This is a genomic window from Streptomyces sp. NPDC059534 (assembly GCF_042743475.1).
Classification (GTDB): Bacteria; Actinomycetota; Actinomycetes; order Streptomycetales; family Streptomycetaceae; genus Streptomyces.
The window spans coordinates 1-23,669 of record NZ_JBHWAQ010000049.1 but is presented as its reverse complement, the minus strand read 5'-3'; the positions used below and the strand labels follow the sequence as shown (position 1 = coordinate 23,669).

The window sequence follows — 23,669 nt, the reverse complement described above, 5'->3', positions numbered from 1 at the left end:
CCGATTTCCGCTGGTGGGCGGGTCGCCCCGCACTCGTACCGCCGCTCGCCCGGCCGTTCGCGTCGCCGTGCGTGAACACCCGACTGCCGCGTGTGGCCGGAAGCGGTCTCCCGATGTCGCTGATACCCTGGTACCCCGTGGACCGGTGGGAAACGGCGACAGCCGAGGACACCGAAACCGCAGCGACGGCACCCCCCGATTCTTCCGGAGGGGACGCCGGTACGCACCTCCAGAACGCGACCACGGGAGCCCCCTCTTGGCGATGCCGCCCAACACCACGACGACCAAGCACATCTTCGTCACCGGGGGTGTCGCCTCCTCCCTCGGCAAGGGCCTGACCGCCTCCAGCCTGGGTGCGCTCCTCAAGGCCCGCGGCCTGCGGGTCACGATGCAGAAGCTCGACCCCTACCTGAACGTCGACCCCGGCACGATGAACCCCTTCCAGCACGGTGAGGTGTTCGTCACCAACGACGGCGCCGAGACCGACCTGGACATCGGCCACTACGAGCGCTTCCTCGACGTCGACCTCGACGGCTCGGCCAACGTCACCACCGGCCAGGTCTACTCGCAGGTCATCGCCAAGGAGCGGCGCGGCGAGTACCTCGGCGACACCGTGCAGGTCATCCCGCACATCACCAACGAGATCAAGTCCCGGATCCGCCGCATGGCGACCGACGACGTCGACGTCGTCATCACCGAGGTCGGCGGCACGGTCGGCGACATCGAGTCCCTGCCGTTCCTGGAGACCGTCCGCCAGGTCCGCCACGAGGTCGGCCGCGACAACGTCTTCGTCGTGCACATCTCGCTGCTGCCCTACATCGGCCCCTCCGGCGAGCTGAAGACCAAGCCGACCCAGCACTCCGTCGCCGCCCTGCGCAACATCGGCATCCAGCCGGACGCGATCGTGCTGCGCGCCGACCGCGAGGTCCCGACCGCCATCAAGCGCAAGATCTCGCTGATGTGCGACGTCGACGAGGCCGCCGTGGTCGCCGCCATCGACGCCAAGTCGATCTACGACATCCCCAAGGTGCTGCACACCGAGGGCCTGGACGCCTACGTCGTCCGCAAGCTCGACCTGCCGTTCCGCGACGTGGACTGGTCCACCTGGGACGACCTGCTCGACCGCGTCCACAACCCGGAGCACGAGGTCACCGTCGCGCTCGTCGGCAAGTACATCGACCTGCCCGACGCGTACCTCTCCATCACCGAGGCCATGCGCGCCGGCGGCTTCGCCAACAAGGCCCGCGTCAAGGTCAAGTGGGTCACCTCCGACGACTGCAAGACCCCGGCGGGCGCGCAGAAGCAGCTCGGCGACGTCGACGCCATCCTCATCCCCGGCGGCTTCGGCGACCGCGGTGTGAACGGCAAGATCGGCGCGATCCAGTACGCCCGTGAGAACAAGGTGCCGCTGCTCGGCATCTGCCTCGGCCTGCAGTGCATCGTCATCGAGGCCGCGCGGAACCTCGCGGACATCCCGGACGCCAACTCCACCGAGTTCGACCCGGCCACCGCGCACCCCGTCGTCTCCACGATGGAGGAGCAGCTGGCCTACGTCGAGGGCGCCGGCGACCTGGGCGGAACGATGCGCCTCGGTCTCTACCCGGCGAAGCTCGCCGAGGGCTCGATCGTCCGCGAGGTCTACGACGACCAGCCGTACGTCGACGAGCGCCACCGCCACCGCTACGAGGTCAACAACTCCTACCGCGCGGAGCTGGAGAAGAAGGCCGGCCTGGTCTTCTCCGGCACCTCCCCCGACAACAAGCTCGTCGAGTACGTCGAGTACCCGCGCGAGGTCCACCCCTACCTGGTCGCCACCCAGGCGCACCCGGAGCTCCGCTCCCGCCCCACCCGCCCGCACCCGCTCTTCGCGGGCCTGGTCAAGGCGGCCGTCGAGCGCAAGACGGGCAAGCCCGCGAAGTGACCGGCGCCGTCGGCGTCCGGCGTTAACGTTGCCGGGGTACCGGTCCTCACGGACCCGTACCCCGGCATTCGTATGTGGGAGGACCAGATGGAGCTGCAGGACACCCCGGAGGAATGGCGGGTCGCCGGGACGACGACCCCCTTCCAGGGCAAGAAGACGAGCGTCCGCACCGACGACGTCGTCATGCCGGACGGCACCGTCGCCCGCCGCGACTACCAGGTCCACCCCGGATCGGTGGCCGTCCTCGCCCTCGACGAGCAGGACCGGGTCCTGCTGCTCAAGCAGTACCGGCACCCCGTACGGCACAAGCTGTGGGAGATCCCCGCCGGACTGCTCGACGTACCCGGCGAGAACCCGCTGCACGCCGCCCAGCGCGAGCTGTACGAAGAGGCGCACGTCAAAGCGGAGAACTGGCGCGTCCTCACCGACGTCTACACCTCCCCCGGCGGCACCGACGAAGCCGTCCGCATCTTCCTTGCCCGCGATCTCGCCGAGGCGGAGGGCGAACGCTACGAGGTCTCCGACGAGGAGGCCGACATGGAGCTGGCGCGGGTTCCGGTCGGGGAACTGGTGCGGGGGGTGCTCGCGGGGGAGCTGCACAACAGCTGCCTGGTCGTGGGGGTGCTCGCACTCGCCGCCGCGCGCGCCGGAGACGGCCTCTCCGCCCTCCGCCCCGCCGACACCCCCTGGCCCGCCCGCCCCTTCACCACCTGACCCGCCGGGCGGTGCCTGCGGCCGCGTCTGGGGCTGGGCCCGCGCCATGGTCCGTGCCTGGGCCCGCTTGATGGGTCCGTGCCCGGGCCGGGGCTCGCGTACGCGTTTGGGCCCGCGCCCGCGTCTGGGCCTGCGCCTTGGGTCCGCGTCCGGGCCCGCGCTCGCGTCTGGGTCCGCGTCCGGGTTTGGCTCTGGGGCCGCCCGGCTCCGCATGCGGGTGGCCCCGCGGCATGGGGCCGGGTCGGCCGAGACTCCGTGTGGCCTCGCGTCTCAGCTGGCCGCGCCCACCTCCGTGTGTGGACGCGCCCGCGGGCTTGCCGCCCCTCCTCCGTGTGGGCAATCGTCCCGCTGGGCGGGACGGGTGGGCACACGGGACGGCGCCCTTGGCGGCGCCTCCGCCCCTTGTGCCTGGGCCCGCACCCGTACGGTGCCGTGCTGTCGGTGCGGGTTCGGGCGCGGAAGCCTAGGCCCGGCAACGGGCGCCGTTCCGTTGTGCCCACCCGTTCCGCCCCAGCGGAACGATTGCCCACAACGGGGGCGGGTGGGCATCGCCCCGGCGGAGCGATTGCCCACAACGAGGGGGCCGACCTCCCGGCGGGCGTAGGCCCGCAACGGGGGCGGGCCCGCACTGGCCGGCGGGGGTGGGCCCGCCATAGGGGTGGGCCTCGGCGGGGGCGGGCATCGCCCCGGTGGAACCGTTGACCGCAACGGGGGCGGGGGTGGTGTGACGATCGGCTGATCCGATTGGGGGATGCGGTGGTCGTGCTGTGCGGGGGCGGACAGGTGGGCTGAACTACGCTCGGGAACGCCCGTGCGGAGCCCCCCGCGGGATCGGCTCGTGCGCAGGTGGACGGGAGCGTGGCCCGTGACGGATCAGGCGGTGGCGGCGGCGGGCAGCCGGCAGTTCTTCGGCCGGCAACGGGAGTTGAAGGCACTGCGCGCCGACATCGAACGGACCGGCCTGGACACGCTCACCGGCCGGAAGGCACCCCGGGCCAGGGTCCTGTTGATCGCGGGCAAGCCGGGTTCCGGCCGTACGGCGCTGGCGGAGGAGCTGGCCGCCGGACTGGCGGAGTGCTACCCCGACGGGGTGTTCCGGGCCCGGCTGACGGAGCCCGGTGGCGATCCCGTTCCGACCGGCCGGGCGGCGCAGGAACTGCTGGCGGCACTGGGGGTCGCGGAACCCCCGGGGGCGGGTGAGGACGAGCTGACCGAACTGGTCCGGGGCGCGCTCGGCGCGCGCCGAGCGGTCCTGGTCCTGGACGACGCCGTGGACGCCGAGCAGGCCGATCCGCTGATCCCGGACAACCCGGACGCCCTGGTGGTGGGAGTGGCCCGGGGCCCGCTCACCGGCATCCCGGACGTGCGGCCGTGCACGCTCGGGGGTCTCGACCCGAAGTCGGCGATCGAGCTGCTGACCGCGTTCACGGGTTCCGTCCGTATCACCGTCGATCCGCAGGCCGCCGAGACGCTGGTGGAGGAGTGCGGTGGGCTGCCGGGGGCGGTGGTGCTGGCCGGTGGCTGGCTCTCGGCTCGTCCGAAGGCGTCCGTCGCCGATCTCGCCAAGCGGTTGCGCGCGCTGAGCGGCGATCCGCTGACCCGTGCCTTCCTTCTGGCCCACGAGGGTCTGGACCGGTCCGCCGCCCGGATACTGCGTTTTCTGTCGCTGGCCCCGCTCGGCCGGGCCGACGCCCATACGGCTTCGGCGCTGGCCGGCTGCTCGGTCTCGGCGGCCACGACCACGCTCGCCGACTTCGCCGCCGTGGGGCTGGTCGCGGTCGGCGAGGACGGACAGTACGAGGTGCCGGGGCACCTCGTCCCTCTGCTCCGTGCTCAGCTGGAGGAGCGCGACCGGCCGGCCGAGGTGCAGCTCGCCCGGGCCCGGATGCTGGAGCGGACCGTACGGCTTCTCCAGTCGTGCCGTGCGGTCACCGAACCCGAGGGCTCGCCGGCCCGCCGCAAGCTGGCGGGGCTGCCGAGGGCCCTGCGTTTCCCGAACGCGGCGGCGGGTGCCGCGTGGCTGAACTCACGCCGGCAGGTCCTGCTGGCGTCCGCTCGTCTCGCGGTCGCGGACGGCGAGCTGGACACTCTGGCCCGTCGGCTGGTGGCCTCCCTGGTCAGGGCGTTCGCCGCGCACCGGGGGGCGGAGGCGGCGGCGCCCGAGCTGTACGGGCTGCACCGGCTGGTCCTGGACGTGGCGGAGCGGCGCGGGCTGCACCGTGAGCGTGCCGCGGCCCTGCTGAACCTGGCCGATCTCGATGCCCGTACCGGCCGGACTCAGGATGCTCTGCTGCGATATCGGTCGGCTTTGGACGCCGGACGCGCAGCAAATGACCCGTACGCGACCGGTCGCGCGATGGAATCCGTAGGTGGGGCGTATCAGGAGCTGGGGGACTGGCAGCGGGCCGGCGACTGGTACGGGCGGGCGCTCGCCCAGCGCCTGGCCCGGGACGAGCGTGCGGACCAGGCGCGGCTGTACGCCCGCCTCGGCGCCGTGCAGACCTATGCGGGGCGGTACGGCGAGGCCCTGCGGAACTGGCGGGCCGCCGCGGCCGGCTACCGGCGACTGGCCGATCTCCCGGGCCACGCGCGGGCGTTGAGTGAGGTGGCCCGGGTCCAGGAGTACGCGGGAAGGCCCGAGGAGTCGCTGCGGACCTGCGAGGAGGCGGTGGAGTGGGCGCGCCGGGCCCAGGACATCCGGCTCCAGGCGGCGCTCCAGTTGCGGCTGGCCGACACGCTCGACCGGCTGGGGGACCCGGCTGCCGCCGGGCTGCATCGGTCTGCGGCGGAGAGACTGCTGGAATCGGACCTTGCGGCCTACGAAATCCGCAGTGGGTTCGAGAAAGATTAGTACTTTGAAAGGCTAGACACCGGGAACTCCTTCATTAGACTGGGTTGCGCCGCGTTCGAACGTGGTCTGCCCCGGTGCGCCGCAGTGCATCCGGGTATGTATCGCAGTGCCCCATGTATCCCCCCTGATTCAAGGACCGTGATCGACGATGAAGGTCGGCATCCCCCGCGAGGTCAAGAACAACGAGTTCCGCGTGGCCATCACCCCTGCGGGTGTCCACGAGCTCGTCCGCCACGGCCACCAGGTCTTCGTCGAGCAGAACGCCGGTGTCGGCTCCTCGATCACGGACGAGGAGTACGTCGCCGCCGGCGCCGAGATCCTCCCCACCGCCGACGAGGTCTGGGCCACCGCCGACCTGCTGCTCAAGGTCAAGGAGCCGATCGCGGAGGAGTACCACCGTCTCCGCAAGGACCAGACCCTCTTCACCTACCTGCACCTCGCCGCCTCCCGCGAGTGCACGGACGCGCTGCTCGAGTCCGGCACCACCGCCATCGCGTACGAGACCGTCGAGACCGCGAACCGCGCGCTCCCGCTGCTCGCCCCGATGTCCGAGGTCGCGGGCCGGCTGGCCCCGCAGGTCGGCGCCTACCACCTGATGCGCTCGGCCGGCGGCCGCGGCGTCCTCCCCGGCGGCGTCCCCGGCACCCACGCCGGCAAGGCCGTCGTCATCGGTGGCGGCGTCTCCGGCTGGAACGCCACCCAGATCGCCGTCGGCATGGGCTTCCACGTGACCCTGCTCGACCGTGACATCAACAAGCTCCGCGAGGCCGACAAGATCTTCGGCACCAAGGTGCAGACGATCGTCTCCAACGCCTACGAGCTGGAGAAGGCCGTCGTCGAGGCCGACCTCGTCATCGGCGCCGTCCTCATCCCGGGCGCCAAGGCCCCGAAGCTGGTCACCAACGAGCTCGTCGCCAAGATGAAGCCCGGAAGTGTCCTTGTCGACATTGCGATCGACCAGGGCGGCTGCTTCGAGGACTCGCACGCGACCACCCACGCCGAGCCGACCTTCCAGGTCCACAACTCGGTCTTCTACTGCGTCGCCAACATGCCGGGCGCGGTCCCGAACACCTCCACCTACGCCCTCACCAACGCCACGCTGCCCTACATCGTGTCGCTGGCGAACAACGGCTGGGTCGAGGCGCTGCGCCGCGACGCCGCCCTCGCCCTGGGCCTCAACACCCATGACGGCAAGGTGGTTTACAAGGAGGTCGCCGAGGCGCACGGCCTCGAGCACGTCGAGATCAGCACCCTCCTGGGCTGACCCGCGCGGCACCGCCGTCAACGCGTGCCGTCAATGCCGCACCCCCGGCCGGACCTTGTTCGACAAGGTCCGGCCGGCTGTGTCTCCGGCCACGCCGAAACGTTCGGGCAACTCGCCTCGAACGTAACCCTTTAACCGTTTCGCACACCCCTGAAACGTGTGGATGCATGGCTGCGCACCCTTGACAGAGACGTGTTCGGTTGCCGACACATCGGGCCGGGTCCGGCGGATTGTGTTGCTGCGGAGTGGTGACACGCCATAGAGTCGCCAACCGTCGGCATGGTGCCACGCTGACCTATCGATAAATGTTCCTGGTGACATCCAAGGAGGTAAGACGACTTGTGAATGAGTCGACAATTACTCCCGGGAGCGGTGCGCCAGGTGCTCCGATCGGCTCCGTCGCGGTGCGGACCTTCGCGACGCACCAGCCCATGACGAGTGCCCACACGATGAAGACGATGGACGGCCTACACGTGAACGCCACGGCCGGCAACGAGATGGGCCGAGAGTCCACCCACTTCGCCGCCTATGACGAGGTGCCCGAGGGGCACTTCTACGACCCCGACGCCGAGTACGAGCCCGACCCGGAGTACGCGGCCACCCTCGCACCCGACGCTGCCCGCCAGCGCCGCGAGCGGATCGGCCCCACCGGACGGCCGCTGCCGTACTTCCCGATCCCGGGTCCCCTGACCGACCACGGACCCGCGAAGATCATCGCGATGTGCAACCAGAAGGGCGGCGTCGGCAAGACCACGTCGACCATCAACCTGGGTGCCGCGCTCGCGGAGTACGGACGACGAGTGCTGCTCGTCGACTTCGACCCGCAGGGAGCCCTGTCGGTCGGCCTCGGCGTGAACCCGATGGAGCTCGACCTCACCGTCTACAACCTGCTCATGGAGCGGGGCATGTCGGCGGACGAGGTCCTGCTCAAGACCGCTGTGCCCAACATGGACCTGCTGCCGAGCAACATCGACCTCTCGGCCGCCGAAGTCCAGTTGGTCAGCGAGGTCGCGCGCGAGTCCACGCTCCAGCGCGCCCTGAAGCCGCTGATGAACGACTACGACTACATCGTGATCGACTGTCAGCCCTCGCTCGGCCTGCTGACCGTGAACGCCCTGACGGCGGCTCACAAGGTCATCGTGCCGTTGGAATGCGAGTTCTTCGCCCTGCGCGGAGTGGCGCTGCTGACCGAGACCATCGAGAAGGTCCAGGAGCGGCTCAACCCCGAGCTGGAGCTCGACGGCATCCTCGCCACGATGTACGACTCCCGTACGGTGCACAGCCGCGAGGTCCTCGCGCGCGTCGTCGAGGCATTCGACGACCACGTGTACCACACGGTCATCGGGCGGACCGTGCGCTTCCCGGAGACCACGGTCGCCGGCGAGCCCATCACCACCTACGCCTCCAATTCCGTGGGCGCCGCCGCCTACCGCCAGCTCGCCAGGGAGGTGCTCGCCCGGTGTCACGCCGAGTGAGTCTGCCCGGCGCCGACGAACTCTTCCGTACGACCGGGGGGACGGCGCTCCAGTCGTCCTCACCCCGCCGGGCCGTCCCGGCACCGGCGGGCGAGAGCGACACGGCGGCGGCCGAGGGCTCCGCGGAGCACACGGCCGCCGACTCCGAGGCGTCGGAACCACGTGCCCGGACGGCGGAGCCCGAGAGCGCGGCTCCGAAGGCCGCGCCGGCCGCGGCGGTCCCCGCCCCGGCGGCGGCCCGGCGGCGCGGCGGCGGCCGTACCCCGAACCGGCGGCCCAGCGGCCGTGAGCGCCACGACGAGAAGATCACGGTCTACGTCTCCGCCGAGGAGCTGATGGACCTGGAGCACGCCCGGCTGGTGCTCCGCGGCGAGCACGGCCTCGCCGTCGACCGGGGCCGGATCGTCCGGGAGGCCGTGGCGGTCGTCCTGGCGGACTTGGAGTCCCGCGGCGACGCGAGCATCCTCGTCCGCCGTCTGCGCGGCCGCTGACGGTAGCCTGCGGGCTGCCGCGCTTCCCGTTCTTCCTGGACCTCCATGCACCACGCCCCTGACGAAACGTCCCGCCCGCCGCGCCGCCGCCTTCTGGGCCGCGGCCCGGGCGAGCCGGAGCCCGTACCCGCGGAGCCCGAGCCCGAGCCCGTACTCGCGGACGCGGAGCCGGAGCCCGTACCGCCTCCGGAGCCCGTGGAGGCGGGTGCGGTCGACGGCGGGGAGAGCGAGACCGCCAGGACCGGCGAGATCACCGGGACCGGCGAGACCGCCGAGACCGGTGGGGTCAGTGGGGCCGCCGAGGCCGGGGACGGGCGCTTCACCGTGCGGCTGGCGAACTTCGAGGGGCCGTTCGACCTGCTCCTCCAGCTGATCACCAAGCACAAGCTCGACGTCACCGAGGTGGCCCTCTCCCAGGTCACCGACGAGTTCATGGCGCATCTGCGGGCGCTGGGCCCCGACGGGGACCTCGACCAGACCACCGAGTTCCTCGTCGTCGCCGCCACCCTGCTCGACCTCAAGGCCGCCCGACTGCTGCCGGCCGCCGAGGTGGAGGACGAGGCCGATCTCGCGCTCCTGGAGGCCCGCGACCTGCTCTTCGCCCGGCTCCTCCAGTACCGGGCGTACAAACGCGTCGCGGCGATCTTCGAGGAGCGCTGGGAGGCCGAGGGCCGGCGCCACCCCCGTACCGTCGGGCTCGAACCGCACCACGCCGAGCTGCTGCCCGAGGTGGTCATCTCCATCGGCGCCGAGGGCTTCGCGAAGCTGGCGGTCAAGGCCATGCGGCCCAGGCCCGAGCCCCAGGTGTACGTCGACCACATCCACGCCCCGCTGGTCAGCGTCCGCGAGCAGGCCGCGGTGGTCGTCGCCCTGCTGCGCGAGCGCGGGACGGCGGTCTTCCGGGAGCTGATCGAGGACGCGGGCGACACCCTCACCGTCGTCGCCCGCTTCCTGGCCCTCCTGGAGCTCTACCGGGAGAAGGCCGTCGCCCTGGACCAGGAGACCGCCCTCGGCGACCTCACGGTCTCCTGGACGGGCGGGGAGACGGACCCGTCCGGGGCCGTGACCGACGAATTCGACCAGGAGGCCACCGCGTGAGCGACCTCAAGCCCGCCCTCGAAGCCGTCCTGATGGTCGTCGACGAGCCCGCCACCGAGGCCCACCTCGCCAAGGTCCTGGAGCGCGCCCCGCGCGAGGTCGCCGACGCCCTGCGCGAGCTGGCCGACGAGTACACGGTCCAGGGCCGCGGCTTCGAGCTCCGGCAGGTGGCCGGCGGCTGGCGCTACTACTCCCGCGCCTCCCACGCGGCGGCCGTCGAGGCGTTCGTGCTCGACGGGCAGCAGGCCCGGCTCACCCAGGCGGCCCTGGAGACCCTGGCGGTCGTCGCGTACCGCCAGCCGGTCAGCCGTTCCAGGGTCTCCGCGGTCCGCGGAGTCAACTGCGACGGCGTGATGCGGACCCTCCTCCAGCGGGGTCTGGTGGAGGAGGCGGGCGCGGAACCCGAAACAGGTGCGATCCTGTACAGGACGACGAACTACTTCCTGGAGCGGATGGGCCTGCGCGGCCTGGACGAACTCCCCGAGCTCGCGCCCTTCCTCCCCGAGGCGGAGGCGGTCGAGCCGGACTCGCTCGAAGGGGTTCCGACGTTCGATCCGGATGCACCGGATCGTGAGGACGACGACAAGACGGAAGTTTGATGCGAAGCAGCAGCGGCAGGAACAGCAGCGGAAACAACGGCGGGAGCCGTGGTGGCAACAGCGGCGGCCGCGGCGGCAGCAGCGGCGGCGGCCGTGGTGGCAGCGGCTCCGGCGGGGGCGGCGGCTACCGGGGTGGCTCCGGCGGCAGCGGCTCCGGCGGCGGTGGCTACCGCGGCGGATCCGGTGGCAGCGGTGGCGGCGGCGGGTACCGGGGTGGCTCCGGTGGCTCCGGTGGCTCCGGTGGGTACCGCGGTGGCTCCAGCGGCTCCGGTGGCGGCGGCGGGTACCGCAGTGGCTCCAGCGGCTCCGGCGGCTCCGGCTCCGGCGGCGGGTACTCCGGTGGCTCCGGCGGCTCCGGCGGCGGCTACCGGGGCGGCGGCGGTGGCCGTGACGACCAGCGCCCGAGCAACCCGCGTCGGCCCCGCCCCGAGGAGCGCTCCTACGACGTGAGCCCCCCCGCCGAGGCCCCGAAGAAGGGCCGCGGCTCCGCGGCCCGCGGCGGCGCCAAGGGCGGCCCCAAGGCCCCCCAGGGCGGCACCCCGCCCCGTCGCGGCCCGCACGGGCAGCGGCAGGCCCCGGCGCGTTCGCGCGAGCTGGAGGCCCGGATCGAGCAGCGCAACCGGGAGCGGTACGAGGGCCGGCCGGAGATCAAGACCCCGAAGACCTTCCCGGGTGCCGAGCAGGAGGGCGAGCGGCTGCAGAAGGTCCTCGCCCGGGCCGGCATGGGCTCGCGGCGTGCCTGCGAGGAGCTCATCGAGCAGGCCCGCGTCGAGGTCAACGGCGAGGTCGTCCTGGAGCAGGGCAAGCGCGTCGACCCGGAGAAGGACGAGATCAAGGTGGACGGCCTGACCGTCGCCACCCAGTCGCACCTGTTCTTCGCGCTGAACAAGCCCGCCGGTGTCGTCTCCACCATGGAGGACCCGGACGGCCGCCAGTGCCTCGGCGACTACGTCAACAACCGTGAGACCCGGCTGTTCCACGTCGGCCGGCTCGACACGGAGACCGAGGGCATCATCCTGCTCACCAACCACGGTGAGCTGGCCCACCGCCTCACGCACCCGAAGTACGGCGTGAAGAAGACCTACCTGGCCGCCATCACCGGTCCGCTGCCCCGCGAGGTCGGCAAGCGGCTCAAGGACGGCATCCAGCTGGAGGACGGCTACGCCAAGGCCGACCACTTCCGGGTGGTCGAGCAGACCGGCAAGAACTACCTGGTCGAGGTGACCCTGCACGAGGGCCGCAAGCACATCGTGCGCCGGATGCTGTCCGAGGCCGGCTTCCCGGTCGAGAAGCTGGTCCGCACCGCCTTCGGCCCGATCGCCCTGGGCGACCAGAAGTCGGGCTGGCTGCGCCGCCTCACCAACACCGAGGTCGGCATGCTGATGAAGGAAGTCGGCATGTAAGGCCCCATGGCCCGTCCTGCGAGGAAGCCCGTGACCGCCCGGCGGTCACGGGCTTCTCCGTCTCCCGCCGGGGATTCCGGGCTTGTGGCCGCGGACCGTCCGCCTTTATAGTCAACATGACTCTTAAGGAGGCGGGCGTGAGCCTCGCGAACATCCTCGAACCACTGCAGCAACCGCTCGTCACCGTCCTGGACACCCCGGTCAGCTGGACCGAGGTCCTGGGATTCGGCAGCGGCGCGCTCTGCGTCTGGCTCGTCGCCCGCCAGCACGTGGCCAACTGGCCGATCGGCATCGCCAACAACCTCTTCTTCGTCCTGCTGTTCACGCAGGCGGGGCTCTACGCCGACGCCGGCCTCCAGATCGTCTTCATCACCCTCGCCGTGTACGGCTGGTGGACCTGGACCCACGGGGGTGGACCAGGCTCCGACGCCCTCCCGGTGCGCCGCACCACGCGCACCGAGTGGACGTGGCTGCTCGCGGCGGGGGTGGTGGGGACCCTCGCGCTCACCCTGCTGCTCGACCGCGTCACCGACTCGACCGTCCCCTTCTGGGACGCCCTCACGACCGCGCTCTCCCTCATGGCGACCTACGGCCAGTGCCGCAAGCGGCTGGAGTCCTGGTGGCTCTGGATCGCGGCCGACGTCGTCTACGTACCGCTCTACGCGTACAAGGAGCTGTACCTGACCTCGCTGCTGTACGTCGGCTTCATGACGCTCTGCGTCATCGGCCTGCGCGGCTGGACCAAGGACCTCGCCGGCTCCCGGCGCCTCGTGGGGGAGGCGGCGTGAAGCGCTACGGGCACGGCCTCGTCCTCGGCAAGTTCTATCCGCCGCACGCCGGCCACCACCACCTCGTCCGCACCGCCCGCGACCGCTGCGAGCGCCTCACCGTGCTCGTCTGCGCCGCCTCCGTGGAGTCCGTGCCGCTCGCCGAACGGGTCGCCTGGATGCGCGAGATCCACCCCGACGTCCTCGTCGTCGGCGCCGTCGACGACATCCCCGTCGACCTCCACGACCCCGACGTGTGGGCCGCCCACATGGCCGTCTTCCGCGCCGCCGTGCCCGAACCCGTCGACGCCGTCTTCACCTCGGAGCCGTACGGGGAGGAGCTCGGCCGCCGCTTCGGCGCCGACTCCGTCTGCGTCGACCCCGACCGCACCCGCTTCCCCGTCTCCGGCACCGCCGTCCGCGCGGACCCCGCCGCCTGCTGGGACTTCCTGGAGCCGCCCGTACGGGCCGCCCTCACCCGCCGGATCGTCGTCCTCGGCGCCGAGTCCACCGGCACCACCACCATGGCCCTCGCCCTGGCCGACCACTACCGGCGGCGCGGCGGCGTGTGGGCCCGGACACGGTACGTACCCGAGTACGGGCGCGAGTACAGCGAACTCAAACTCGCCGAACTCCGCGCCGAACGCCCCGGCGCCACCTGGTCCGACGTCGCCTTCCGCTCCTCCGACTTCCCCGTCATCGCCCAGCGCCAGGCCGAACTGGAGGAAGCGGCCGCCCGGGACGGCTCGCCCGTCCTCTTCTGCGACACCGACGCCTTCGCCACCACCATCTGGCACGAGCGGTACATGGGCACCGCCAGCCCCGGCACCGGCGAGATCGCCGCCCGCGGCCGGCAGCACCTCTGGCTGCTCACCGACCACCGGGGCGTCGACTTCGAGGACGACGGACTGCGCGACGGTGAGCACCTGCGGCCCTGGATGACCGCCCGCTTCCTCACCCAGCTCGCGCACACCCACCGCCGCACCGCCGTCCTCACCGGCCCCCACGAGGAGCGGCTCGCGGCGGCGGTCGCCGCCGTCGACGACCTCCTCGCCGAGGGCAGCCGGCTCGCGGACCCCCTGCCGGAGCGCCGATGACCGGGCCCCGCGAACCCGAGGGGTACGACCCGCACGCCTTCGAGCCGTTCGCCGTCACCGTCGATCTCGCCGTCCTCACCGTCCGCGAGGAGCGCCTCCACGTCCTGCTCGTCGAGCGCGGCGCGTCGCCCTACGCCGGCTCCTGGGCCCTGCCCGGCGGCTTCGTACTGCCCCGCGAGTCCGCCGAACGGGCCGCCCGCCGGGAACTCGCCGAGGAGACGGGGCTGTCCGGCAGCACCGTCGCCGGCCTCCACCTCGAACAGCTCCGCACCTACAGCGACCCGGACCGCGACCCGAGGATGCGGGTCGTCTCGGTCGCCTTCACCGCCCTCGTACCGGACCCACCGGAACCGCGCGGCGGCGGCGACGCGGCGCAGGCGCGCTGGGTGCCGTACGACACCGTCCGGGCGCTCGCCTTCGACCACGACCGGATCCTCGCCGACGCCCACGAACGGGTCGGCGCCAAGCTGGAGTACACCTGCCTCGCGACCGCCTTCTGCCCGCCCGAGTTCACCCTCGGCGAGCTGCGGCAGGTCTACGAGACGGTCTGGGGCGTCGAACTCGACCGCCCCAACTTCCGGCGCAAGGTCCTCGCCACGCCTGGCTTCGTCCAGGCCGTGGAAGGGCCGCCGCGCCTCACCGGCGGACGGGGGAAACCGGCCGCCCTCTACCGGGCGGGCGAGGCCACGACCCTCCACCCGCCCCTCCTGCGACCGGAAGGACGAACCACGTGAACCTCGCACGCACCGCGACCAAGCAGGCCGCGACCGGCTCCCTGATCGGACTGGCGCTCGGCGACGCGCTGGGATTCCCCACCGAGTTCCACGACGTGCCGTCGATCCTCGCGAAGGCCGGACCCTGGCGGGAGATGGCCCTGCCCGTCACCGGGGGGACGGCGTACGTCACCGACGACACCCAGATGACCCTCGCCTTCGCCCGGGGCATCCGCACGGCCATGGACCGGGAGGTGCTCTCCCCGCACGCGCTCGCCCGGCCCGTCCGCGACGAGTTCGTCGCCTGGTACCACTCCCCGGAGAACAACCGGGCCCCCGGCAACACCTGCCTGCGCGCCTGCGGACTCCTCGACGGCGACCGTCCCTGGCAGGACGCCAGCCAGATCGGCTCCAAGGGCTGCGGCGCCAACATGCGCGTCACCCCCATCGGACTCGTCCCCGGGCTCAGCGAGGAACAGCGCGCGGGCGCCGCCCAGCTCCAGGCCGCCCTGACCCACGGCCACCCGACCGCGCTCGCCGCCTCCGACCTCACCGCCCGCGCCGTGTTCCTGCTCGCCCAGGGCGTCGACCCGGCCGGGCTCGTCGGACAGCTGCGCTCGTACGCGTACGAGAACCGCTCCCGCTACCACGAGCACTGGCTCGGCGACCTCTGGACCCGCTCCCAGGACCCCTCCGCCCTCTCCTTCGTCCAGCGTGGCTGGGACGAATGCCTGGCCGTCCTGGAGCGCCTGGACGCCGTCCAGCGCACGGCCGACCCGGAGCTCGACCCCTGCGCGTACACCGGCGACGGCTGGATCGCCGAGGAGGCGCTCGCGACCGGCCTGCTCTGCTTCCTGCTCTTCCCCGGCGAGCCCCTCACCGCCCTGCGCCGCGCCGCCTGCACCCGCGGCGACTCCGACTCGATCGCCGCCCTCGCGGGCGCCTTCGCCGGCGCCCACCTCGGCGCCGACGCCTGGCCGAAGGAATGGTCGGAGAGCGTCGAGTACCGCAGCGACCTGCTCACCTTCGGCGCACTCTGGGACGCTTGATCCATGACGCTCACCCTGGACCTCGACCTCTCGGCCGTCGTCGCCGAACAGCCCGACCCCCTGCTCTTCGCGACGGTCTCCGGCGCGCACCTCTACGGCTTCCCGTCCCGCGACTCGGACGTGGACCTGCGCGGTGCGCACCTGCTGCCGGTGGAGGCGCTGACCGGACTGCGGGAGCCCGAGGAGACGCGGACCCGCATGTGGGACCGGGACGGCGTCGAGATGGACCTCGTCACCCACGACCTGCGCAAGTTCGCCCGGCTGATGCTGCGGCGCAACGGCTACGTCCTGGAACAGCTCACCTCCCCGCTCGTGGCCCACACGACGCAGACCCACGCGGAGCTGGTCTCCCTGGTACCCGGGGTCCTCACCCGTCACCACGCGCACCACTACCGGGGTTTCGCCGGCACGCAGTGGCGGCTCTTCGAGAGCAGCGGTGAACTCAAGCCGCTGCTCTACACCTACCGGGCGCTGCTCACCGGCATCCATCTGATGCGGTCGGGCGAGGTGCAGGCGCATCTGCCGTCCCTCGTCGAGGAGGTGGCCGAGGCGCCCGCGCGGCTGCCCGACCTCGTCGCGGCGAAGGAGGCGGCCGAGCACGGCCGCGCCGAGGTCGCCGTCGAGGACGTACGGGCCGAGACGGAGACCCTGCACGCGGTCCTGGACCACGCCCAGGCGACGTCCCGGCTGCCGGAGCAGGCGGCCGGTGCCCACGACGCGCTGCACGAGCTCGTCGTACGGGCGCGGCGGCCCTAGGAGGCGTCCAGGGCCGAGGCCCGGCGTGCGCGGATCAGGAAGTCCTGGACGCGGGCGACGTCGGGGGAGTCCGGGAGAGGAGTGGTGTCGTGGGCGCGGTCGGCCTCGTCCTGGAGGCGGTTCATCCACGACTCGACCTCGGCCCAGGACACCTCGCCGCGCTTGACCGCGAGGAGCCGCTCGCGCTCCTCGCCGACGTCGATGCGCAGCTCGCCGGTGCGCAGGAGGTCACGGCAGCTGGTGAGGAGACGGAGCAGGTGCATGGCGTGCTTCCAGCGGGGGTGGCCGTACTGGCGGACGTCGGCGTCGAGCTTGCGGCGCTGGCCGCCCGCGTAACGGACGAAGGTCGAGTGCGCCTGCCGGGAGAGGAAGGCGGCGCGCAGCGACAGGAGTTCGCGGCCGAGGTCGTCGACGTACCCGACGACGGGGGAGTGGAGGCACTCCAGGACGTTCGGGTTGTTGCGCAGGGCGAGTTCGCAGAAGCGTTCCAGCTCCCAGCTGAACTGCTCCTCGGCCGGCCCCTCCACATGGGCCGGGGGCTTCTCGAAGTGCCAGAACAGGGGTGTCGGGGCGAGGTAGACGCCCCGGACGTCCGTGTCGCTGTCCTCCGTCGCGAGACCGAAGGCGCGCGAGCCCATGACACAGGAGTAGATCGTGTGTTCGCGCACCAGCTCGTCCGGAGTCATGCCGGTCAGGCTACGCGAGAGTGATCGTCTCCCCCGAGACGGTGATCTTCTCGGCCGGCAGCGGGCGGGGAGCCGGTCCCGCCGCCACCGAACCGTCGGCGATGCGGTACTTGGAGCCGTGACAGGGGCAGTCGATGGTGCCGTCCGCGACCTTGTTCACCGTGCAGCCCTGATGGGTGCAGATCGCGGAGAACGCCTTGAACTCGCCGGCCGCGGGCTGGGTGACGACGACCTTCTGCTCCGCGAAGACCATGCCCCCGCCGACCGGGATCTCGGACGTCGTGGCCAGCGCCGAGGCGCCCGCGCTCGGCGCGGTCGCGGTGGGGGACGCCGGTGCGGACGTCGTGGGGGACGCCGGCGCGGACGTGGTGGCCGCCCCCGACGTCGTGATCACGGACGTCGGCGCCGGGGCGGCGGACGTCTGCGTGCCGCTGTCGCCCCCGCCGTCCGAGCCGCAGCCCGTCGTCAGGGCCGCGGCGGCGAAAAGGACGGTACGGCGGTTCGTGGCGCGTGAAGTCATACGGCCCAGCTTGGCGCCGGGCCGCCGCCGGACACCCGCAACACGCCTACGCCCGGTGGACCAGCTCCCTCGCACGGCCGTCCGCGTCCCGCCGCACCTCCAGGACCGACGTCACCGCGGCCCGCTCCACCGGTCCGTACACATGCGGGAAGAGCACGTCCCCCGAGCCCTCCCAGCGGACCTCGCCCCCGAGCCGGGCCTCGTCGATCACGAGCACCAGAAGCGGCCCTGGCACGTCCCGGTAGTGGGCGTCGGCGATCGCCAGGGCCGCGGCCCCGTCCGGCGAACAGTGGACGAAGCCCTCGGCGGCGAGCGACGGAGGAGCGTAAGGGGCCTCGGGGGCGGCGGACCAGTCGGCCAGCGGTACGACGTGCAGCAGCATCCGACAGTTCTACCCCGCCCCATGCCCCCGCCCTGCGCCCCGGGCCCCGCGTCCCCCGCCCCGCCTCGGCCGACGCGGGCCCCGACGTGTACGCCGAGTGGCGGAGCACACCGGTTCGGGTGACATTGGGCGTGTTCCGTACCGTACGAAAGGCAGAACCATGGCGGGAAACGACCTCGGCAGTCTTCTCGGCAGCCTCCTCGGAGGCGGCGGACAGAGCGGCGGCAGCGGCGCCGGCGGCATCCTCGGCTCCCTGATCGGCGCCCTCGCGAGCGGCAAGGGCGGCGCGGGCGCCGGCAACGGAACGAACCCGCTCGGCGGCCTCCTCGACATGCTGACCAAGTCCGGCCTCGTCGACCAGGCCCAGTCCTGGGTCGCCACCGGCGACAACCAGCCCGTCAGCGGCGCCCAGATCGCCGAGGCCCTCCCCGACGAGACCCTGCAGAAGGTCGCGGCCGAGGCCGGCGTCAGCCCGCAGGAGGCCGCCGACGAGATCGCCCAGTCACTCCCGCAGGCCGTCGACAAACTCACCCCGAACGGCTCGCTGCCCCAGGGCGGCTCCCTGGAGGACATCATCCGCCGGCAGCAGCTCTGACCCCCGCCGGCAACGACTGGCCCCGCCGGTAGCGACTGCTTCCCCACCGGCAGCGCTGACCCCCCACTGGCAGCGCCGATTCCCCGGCGGCAGCGCCGACTCCCCACTGGCAGCGCCGACTCTCCGGCAGCCGTTCCGGACGGTCGGCCCGGCACCGTCCGCCGCACCGCCCCCCCGCCCCGCACGTCTCGGAGGGCGGGCGCCGCGACGCGCCGACCCCACCGCTGACTAGGCTGAACGGAGCACTTGACGCAGGCGAAGGAGCACGACGTGGCGGTACGAGCGGTCCGAGGAGCCGTCCAGCTCGAAAAGGACGAGGCCGGACACATGCGCGAGCAGGTCGAGGAACTGCTCACCGCCGTCCTCACCCGCAACGGGCTCACCCACGACGACCTCATCAGCATCTGGTTCACGGCCACGCCCGATCTGCACAGCGACTTCCCCGCCGCCGCGGCCCGGCACGTCGGGATCGTCGACGTCCCCCTCATCTGCGCACAGGAGCTCGACATCGAGGGGGCGATGCCGAGGGTCGTCCGGCTCCTCGCCCACGTCGAGACCGAACTGCCCAAGTCCCGGATCGCGCACGTCTACCTCGGCGCCGCGGCCGCCCTGCGCAAGGACATCGCCCAGTGAGAACAGCGCTCGTCATCGGAACCGGACTGATCGGCACCTCCGCCGCGATCGCCCTCGCGGGCCGGGGCGTCACCGTCCACCTCCGCGACCACGACCCGGCGCGCGCCCGCACGGCCGCCGCCCTCGGCGCGGGCACCGACGAGGAACCCGAAGGACGGGTGGACCTCGCGATCGTCGCCGTCCCCCCGGCACACGTCGCCGCCACCCTCGCCGAGGCCATGACCGCCGGGCTCGCCCGCGGCTACCTGGACGTGGCCAGCGTCAAGGGCGGGCCGAAGCGGGAACTCGAAGCGCTCGGCCTCGACCTCACCGCCTACATCGGTACGCACCCGATGTCCGGCAAGGAGCGTTCCGGCCCGCTCGCGGCCACCGCCGACCTCTTCGAAGGCCGCCCCTGGGTCCTCACCCCGTCCCGGGACACCGACACCGAGGTCCTCAACCTCGCCCTGGAACTCGTCGCCCTCTGCCGGGCCGTCCCCGTCGTCATGGACGCCGACGCCCACGACCGCGCGGTCGCCCTCGTCTCCCACACCCCGCAGCTCGTGTCCTCCATGGTCGCCGCCCGCCTCGAAGAGGCCGACGAATCGGCCGTACGCCTCTGCGGCCAGGGCATCCGCGACGTCACCCGCATCGCCGCCTCCGACCCGCGCATGTGGATCGACATCCTCTCCGCCAACCCCGGCCCGGTCGCCGACGTCCTCTCCGGCGTCGCCGCCGACCTCGACGAGACCGTCCGCGCCCTGCGCTCCCTCCAGTCCGCCGACGAGGACAAGCGCCGGGACGGCGCCGCGGGCGTCGAGGACGTCCTGCGGCGCGGCAACGCCGGCCGCGCCCGCGTCCCCGGCAAGCACGGCGCCGCCCCCACCGTCTACGAGACCGTCGCCGTCCTCATCAGCGACCAGCCGGGCGAGCTGGCCCGCATCTTCGCCGACGCGGGGCGGGCGGGTGTGAACATCGAGGACGTCCGTATCGAGCACGCCACCGGGCAGCAGGCGGGTCTCGTCCAGCTCATGGTCGAGCCGCATGCCGCGCCCGTCCTCGGTGCCGCCCTCCAAGACCGCGGCTGGTCCCTCCGCACAACCTGACCCCACCCGCGCCCCGCGCTGGGCCTGCGGCCCCGTCGCGGGCACCCGCTGAGCCGGGGCGTAGGCCCGCCCCCGTTGCGGGCCTACGCCCGCCGGGAGGTCGGCCCCCCTCGTTGTGGGCAACTGTTCCGCTGGGGCGGAACGGGTGGGCACAACGGAACGGCGCCCGTTGCCGGGCCTAGGCTTCCGCGCCCGAACCCGCACCGACAGCACGGCGCACAACCTGGTGCGGGCCCAGGCACAAGGGGCGGACGCACCCGCCAAGGGCGCCGTCCCGTGTGCCCACCCGTCCCGCCCAGCGGGACGATTGCCCACACGGGGGTGGGGCAGGGCGGCGCTCGGTCTCAAGGCGTGTGCCCACACGGGGGTGGGGCAGGGCGGGGGTCGGTCCCGTGGTGCGGGCCCCACACGGGGGTGGGGCAGGGCGGGGGTCGGTCCCGTGGTGCGGGCCCCACACGGGGGTGGGGCAGGGCGGCGCTCGGTCTCATGGCGTGTGCCCACACGAGGGTGGGGCAGGGCGGGGCTCGGTCCCGTGGTGCGGGCCCACACGGGGGTGGGGGCGGTCCAAAGTGCGGGGTCGTGTGGGGGTGGGGCGGTGGTGGGGCCGAAGGGGGGTTGGGGACTCGGTAACCTTGTGGGGGCCCTTGCATCTCCGCCGGGCGCCGCCACTCACCCCAGGAAGGTGTTCCCACCGTGGAATCCGTGATCGTCGCCATCGACGGGCCCTCCGGCACGGGCAAGTCGAGCACCTCGAAGGCGGTCGCCGCCAAGCTGGGGCTGAGCTACCTCGACACCGGTGCGCAGTACCGTGCGATCACGTGGTGGATGATCAGCAACGGGGTGGACGTGCGGGACGCCGAGGCGGTGGCCAACGCGGCCGCCAAGCCGGTGATCGTCTCGGGTACGGACCCGGCCCGGCCCACGATCACCGTCGACGGCGCCGACGCGGCCGGCCCGATCCGTACCGAAGAGGTCACCTCCAAGGTGAGCGCCGTGAGCGCGGTCCCCGAGGTGCGGGCGCTGATCACCGAGCTGCAGCGGACGATCGCCAGGAGCGCGGAGCACGGCATCGTCGTCGAGGGCCGGGACATCGGGACCACGGTCCTGCCCGACGCCGACCTGAAGATCTTCCTGACCGCCTCGCCGGAGGCCCGCGCCGCCCGCCGCTCGGGCGAGCTCAAGGGTGTCGACGTGCACGCGACGAAGGAGGCCCTGATCAAGCGGGACGCGGCGGACTCCAGCCGTAAGACCTCCCCGCTGGCCAAGGCCGGCGACGCCGTCGAGGTCGACACCACCGATCTCACGCTCGACCAGGTCATCGAGTGTGTGGTTACCCTGGTGGACGAGAAGAGGACGGCCGCCAAGTGACCCTGCCCTCAGGGAAGGGCGCCGCCGTCGGCCGCCGTATCGGCATCGGGCTGATGTACGGCTTCTGGAGACCGCGCGTCCTCGGTGCCTGGCGGGTGCCGGCCTCCGGCCCCGTCATCCTCGCCGTGAACCACGCGCACAACATCGACGGCCCCATGCTCATGGGCACCGCGCCGCGCCCCGTGCACTTCCTCATCAAGAAGGAGGCGTTCGTCGGCCCGCTCGGCAGCTTCCTGGAGGGCATCGGGCAGGTCAAGGTCGACCGGGACAGCACCGACCGCAACGCGATAGGCAACGCTCTGGGCGTCCTGGAGCAGGGCGGTGTCCTGGGGATCTTCCCCGAGGGCACCCGGGGGGACGGTGATTTCGCCTCGCTGCGCGCCGGCCTCGCGTACTTCGCCGTCCGCAGCGGCGCGCCGATCGTCCCGGTGGCCGTCCTGGGAAGCACCGAGCGCCGGGGACGGTTGGTCAAGGCGCTGCCTCCGCTGCGCGGCCGCGTCGACGTCGTCTTCGGCGACGCGTTCGACGCGGGCGACGGTTCCGGCCGCCGCACGCGCAAGGCGCTCGACGAGGCGACCGTACGGATCCAGGGACAGCTCACCGCTCACCTGGAAAACGCCAGGCGCCTCACCGGGCGCTGAGCGAGACTTTCAGTAGTGGGCCCCGCCGCCCGGGGACCCACCGACCACGAATGATCAAGGAACGGACTTCATGAACGACCAGCACGACCACGGGGCACTTGGCGACGCCGAGTACGCGGAGTTCATGGAGCTCGCCGCGGAAGAGGGCTTCGACGTCGACGAGGTCGAGGGTGCGATCGAGGAGGCCGGGCACGGCCCGCTTCCCGTTCTCGCCGTCGTCGGCCGCCCGAACGTCGGCAAGTCGACCCTGGTGAACCGCATCATCGGCCGCCGCGAGGCCGTCGTCGAGGACAAGCCGGGCGTCACCCGTGACCGCGTCACGTACGAGGCCGAATGGGCCGGCCGCCGCTTCAAGGTCGTCGACACCGGTGGCTGGGAGCAGGACGTCCTCGGCATCGACGCCTCCGTCGCCGCCCAGGCCGAGTACGCCATCGAGGCCGCCGACGCCTGTCTCTTCGTCGTGGACTCCACCGTCGGCGCCACCGACACCGACGAGGCCGTCGTCAGGCTGCTCCGCCGCGCGGGCAAGCCGGTCGTCCTCGCCGCCAACAAGGTCGACGGCCAGTCCGGCGAGGCCGACGCGTCGACGCTCTGGTCGCTGGGCCTCGGCGAGCCGTTCCCCGTCTCCTCGCTGCACGGCCGCGGCACCGGCGACCTCCTCGACGAGGTCCTGCGGAAGCTGCCCGAGGCCCCGGAGCAGCGTTTCGGCAACGCCGTCGGCGGCCCGCGCCGCATCGCCCTCATCGGCCGCCCGAACGTCGGCAAGTCCTCCCTGCTGAACAAGGTGGCGGGCGAGGACCGTGTCGTCGTCAACGAGCTGGCCGGCACCACCCGTGACCCGGTCGACGAGCTGATCGAGCTCGGCGGCGTGACGTGGAAGTTCGTCGACACCGCCGGTATCCGCAAGAAGGTCCACCTCCAGGCGGGCGCGGACTACTACGCCTCGCTGCGGACCGCCGCCGCCATCGAGAAGGCGGAGGTGGCCGTCATCCTCATCGACACCACCGACAACATCTCGGTCCAGGACCAGCGCATCATCACGACGGCGGTCGAGTCGGGCCGCGCCATCGTCATCGCCTACAACAAGTGGGACGAGCTCGACGAGGAGCGCCGCTACTACCTCGAGCGCGAGATCGAGACCGAGATGCAGCAGGTCGCCTGGGCGCCCCGGGTCAACGTCTCCGCCAAGACCGGCCGCCACATGGAGAAGCTGGTCCCGGCGATCGAGACCGCCCTCGCCGGCTGGGAGACCCGTGTCCCCACGGGCCGGCTGAACGCCTTCCTCGGCGAGATCGTCGCGGCCCACCCGCACCCGGTCCGCGGCGGCAAGCAGCCCCGCATCCTCTTCGGCACGCAGGCCGGCACCAAGCCGCCCCGCTTCGTGCTCTTCGCCTCGGGCTTCCTGGAGGCCGGCTACCGCCGCTTCATCGAGCGCCGTCTGCGCGAGGAGTTCGGCTTCGAGGGCACGCCGATCCACATCTCGGTGCGGGTCCGCGAGAAGCGCGGCCGCAAGAAGTAGCACCCGCGCGACGGGAACGGCCGAGGGCCGGGGCTTCATGCC

Annotated in this window: 23 protein-coding genes; 20 read left to right on the top strand and 3 right to left on the bottom strand. The window is 72.5% G+C overall.

From position 1 onward, the window contains the following. Positions 1-262: 262 nt before the first annotated feature. The 14 genes from ACFVZH_RS35450 (at position 263) to ACFVZH_RS35385 (ending at position 16,198) form a co-directional block, all read left to right on the top strand. Positions 263-1,921: a CTP synthase gene (locus ACFVZH_RS35450; protein WP_026058638.1), complete on the top strand. Its 1,659-nt coding sequence runs from the start codon at positions 263-265 to the stop codon at positions 1,919-1,921. Between the two features lie 87 nt (positions 1,922-2,008). Beyond that, positions 2,009-2,635: an NUDIX domain-containing protein gene (locus tag ACFVZH_RS35445; protein WP_384904016.1), complete on the top strand. Its 627-nt coding sequence runs from the start codon at positions 2,009-2,011 to the stop codon at positions 2,633-2,635. A gap of 865 nt (positions 2,636-3,500) precedes the next feature. After that, positions 3,501-5,486, top strand: coding sequence for an AAA family ATPase (locus ACFVZH_RS35440; protein WP_384904014.1), 1,986 nt, complete (start codon positions 3,501-3,503; stop codon positions 5,484-5,486). A 148-nt stretch (positions 5,487-5,634) separates the two neighbouring features. Further along, positions 5,635-6,750 carry an alanine dehydrogenase gene (gene ald, locus ACFVZH_RS35435; RefSeq protein ID WP_384904012.1) on the top strand — a complete coding sequence of 372 codons (1,116 nt, stop codon included), beginning with the start codon at positions 5,635-5,637 and terminating at the stop codon, positions 6,748-6,750. Between the two features lie 449 nt (positions 6,751-7,199). Then, positions 7,200-8,225, top strand: a complete 1,026-nt coding sequence (locus tag ACFVZH_RS35430; protein ID WP_030212665.1) for a ParA family protein — start codon at positions 7,200-7,202, stop codon at positions 8,223-8,225. Then, positions 8,210-8,716, top strand: coding sequence for a hypothetical protein (locus tag ACFVZH_RS35425; RefSeq protein WP_384904011.1), 507 nt, complete (start codon positions 8,210-8,212; stop codon positions 8,714-8,716). The genes ACFVZH_RS35430 and ACFVZH_RS35425 overlap by 16 nt, the downstream gene beginning before the upstream one ends. A gap of 45 nt (positions 8,717-8,761) precedes the next feature. Further along, complete coding sequence (locus ACFVZH_RS35420) at positions 8,762-9,814, top strand: segregation and condensation protein A (protein WP_384904009.1); 1,053 nt, start codon at positions 8,762-8,764, stop codon at positions 9,812-9,814. 32 nt (positions 9,815-9,846) lie between these two features. Further along, entirely contained in the window at positions 9,847-10,413 is a 567-nt protein-coding gene (gene scpB / locus ACFVZH_RS35415; RefSeq protein WP_384904050.1) for an SMC-Scp complex subunit ScpB, read from the top strand. Then, complete coding sequence (locus ACFVZH_RS35410; RefSeq protein WP_384904007.1) at positions 10,413-11,816, top strand: pseudouridine synthase; 1,404 nt, start codon at positions 10,413-10,415, stop codon at positions 11,814-11,816. The genes scpB and ACFVZH_RS35410 overlap by 1 nt, the downstream gene beginning before the upstream one ends. Before the next feature lie 137 nt (positions 11,817-11,953). After that, positions 11,954-12,604 carry a nicotinamide riboside transporter PnuC gene (pnuC, locus tag ACFVZH_RS35405; protein ID WP_384904005.1) on the top strand — a complete coding sequence of 217 codons (651 nt, stop codon included), beginning with the start codon at positions 11,954-11,956 and terminating at the stop codon, positions 12,602-12,604. Then, positions 12,601-13,680: an AAA family ATPase gene (locus tag ACFVZH_RS35400; protein WP_384904004.1), complete on the top strand. Its 1,080-nt coding sequence runs from the start codon at positions 12,601-12,603 to the stop codon at positions 13,678-13,680. The genes pnuC and ACFVZH_RS35400 overlap by 4 nt, the downstream gene beginning before the upstream one ends. Further along, entirely contained in the window at positions 13,677-14,414 is a 738-nt protein-coding gene (locus ACFVZH_RS35395; RefSeq protein ID WP_384904002.1) for an NUDIX domain-containing protein, read from the top strand. Before ACFVZH_RS35400 ends, ACFVZH_RS35395 begins: the two co-directional genes overlap by 4 nt. Then, complete coding sequence (locus ACFVZH_RS35390; RefSeq protein ID WP_384904001.1) at positions 14,411-15,442, top strand: ADP-ribosylglycohydrolase family protein; 1,032 nt, start codon at positions 14,411-14,413, stop codon at positions 15,440-15,442. The genes ACFVZH_RS35395 and ACFVZH_RS35390 overlap by 4 nt, the downstream gene beginning before the upstream one ends. A 3-nt stretch (positions 15,443-15,445) precedes the next feature. After that, entirely contained in the window at positions 15,446-16,198 is a 753-nt protein-coding gene (locus tag ACFVZH_RS35385; protein ID WP_384903999.1) for a DNA polymerase beta superfamily protein, read from the top strand. Here ACFVZH_RS35385 and ACFVZH_RS35380 read toward each other — a convergent pair. From ACFVZH_RS35380 to ACFVZH_RS35370, 3 genes are read right to left on the bottom strand one after another with little or no spacing between them, the layout of a single operon-like run. Beyond that, entirely contained in the window at positions 16,195-16,884 is a 690-nt protein-coding gene (locus tag ACFVZH_RS35380) for a DNA polymerase beta superfamily protein (protein ID WP_384903997.1), read from the bottom strand. The genes ACFVZH_RS35385 and ACFVZH_RS35380 overlap by 4 nt on opposite strands. 10 nt (positions 16,885-16,894) lie before the next feature. Continuing rightward, a complete protein-coding gene (locus tag ACFVZH_RS35375; RefSeq protein ID WP_384903996.1) occupies positions 16,895-17,404 on the bottom strand; it encodes a Rieske 2Fe-2S domain-containing protein in 510 nt (169 codons plus the stop codon). A gap of 46 nt (positions 17,405-17,450) precedes the next feature. Next, positions 17,451-17,786: a DUF952 domain-containing protein gene (locus tag ACFVZH_RS35370; RefSeq protein WP_384903995.1), complete on the bottom strand. Its 336-nt coding sequence runs from the start codon at positions 17,784-17,786 to the stop codon at positions 17,451-17,453. Positions 17,787-17,946: 160 nt separating this feature from the next. Here ACFVZH_RS35370 and ACFVZH_RS35365 point away from each other — a divergent pair, with 160 nt between their 5' ends. The 6 genes from ACFVZH_RS35365 to der all read left to right on the top strand — a co-directional run bounded on the left by ACFVZH_RS35365 (position 17,947) and on the right by der (position 23,627). Continuing rightward, positions 17,947-18,381, top strand: a complete 435-nt coding sequence (locus tag ACFVZH_RS35365; protein ID WP_384903993.1) for a YidB family protein — start codon at positions 17,947-17,949, stop codon at positions 18,379-18,381. Between the two features lie 270 nt (positions 18,382-18,651). Further along, complete coding sequence (aroH, locus tag ACFVZH_RS35360; RefSeq protein ID WP_384903991.1) at positions 18,652-19,014, top strand: chorismate mutase; 363 nt, start codon at positions 18,652-18,654, stop codon at positions 19,012-19,014. Continuing rightward, complete coding sequence (locus tag ACFVZH_RS35355; RefSeq protein WP_384903989.1) at positions 19,011-20,099, top strand: prephenate dehydrogenase; 1,089 nt, start codon at positions 19,011-19,013, stop codon at positions 20,097-20,099. The genes aroH and ACFVZH_RS35355 overlap by 4 nt, the downstream gene beginning before the upstream one ends. Positions 20,100-20,792: 693 nt before the next feature. Continuing rightward, on the top strand, positions 20,793-21,467 hold the full coding sequence (cmk, locus tag ACFVZH_RS35350) for a (d)CMP kinase (RefSeq protein WP_384903987.1): 675 nt from the start codon (positions 20,793-20,795) through the stop codon (positions 21,465-21,467). A gap of 53 nt (positions 21,468-21,520) precedes the next feature. Further along, entirely contained in the window at positions 21,521-22,108 is a 588-nt protein-coding gene (locus tag ACFVZH_RS35345; protein WP_384904049.1) for a lysophospholipid acyltransferase family protein, read from the top strand. 70 nt (positions 22,109-22,178) lie between these two features. Further along, positions 22,179-23,627 (top strand): ribosome biogenesis GTPase Der, encoded by a 1,449-nt coding sequence (der, locus tag ACFVZH_RS35340; RefSeq protein ID WP_384903985.1) that lies wholly within the window; start codon positions 22,179-22,181, stop codon positions 23,625-23,627. Positions 23,628-23,669 lie beyond the last annotated feature (42 nt).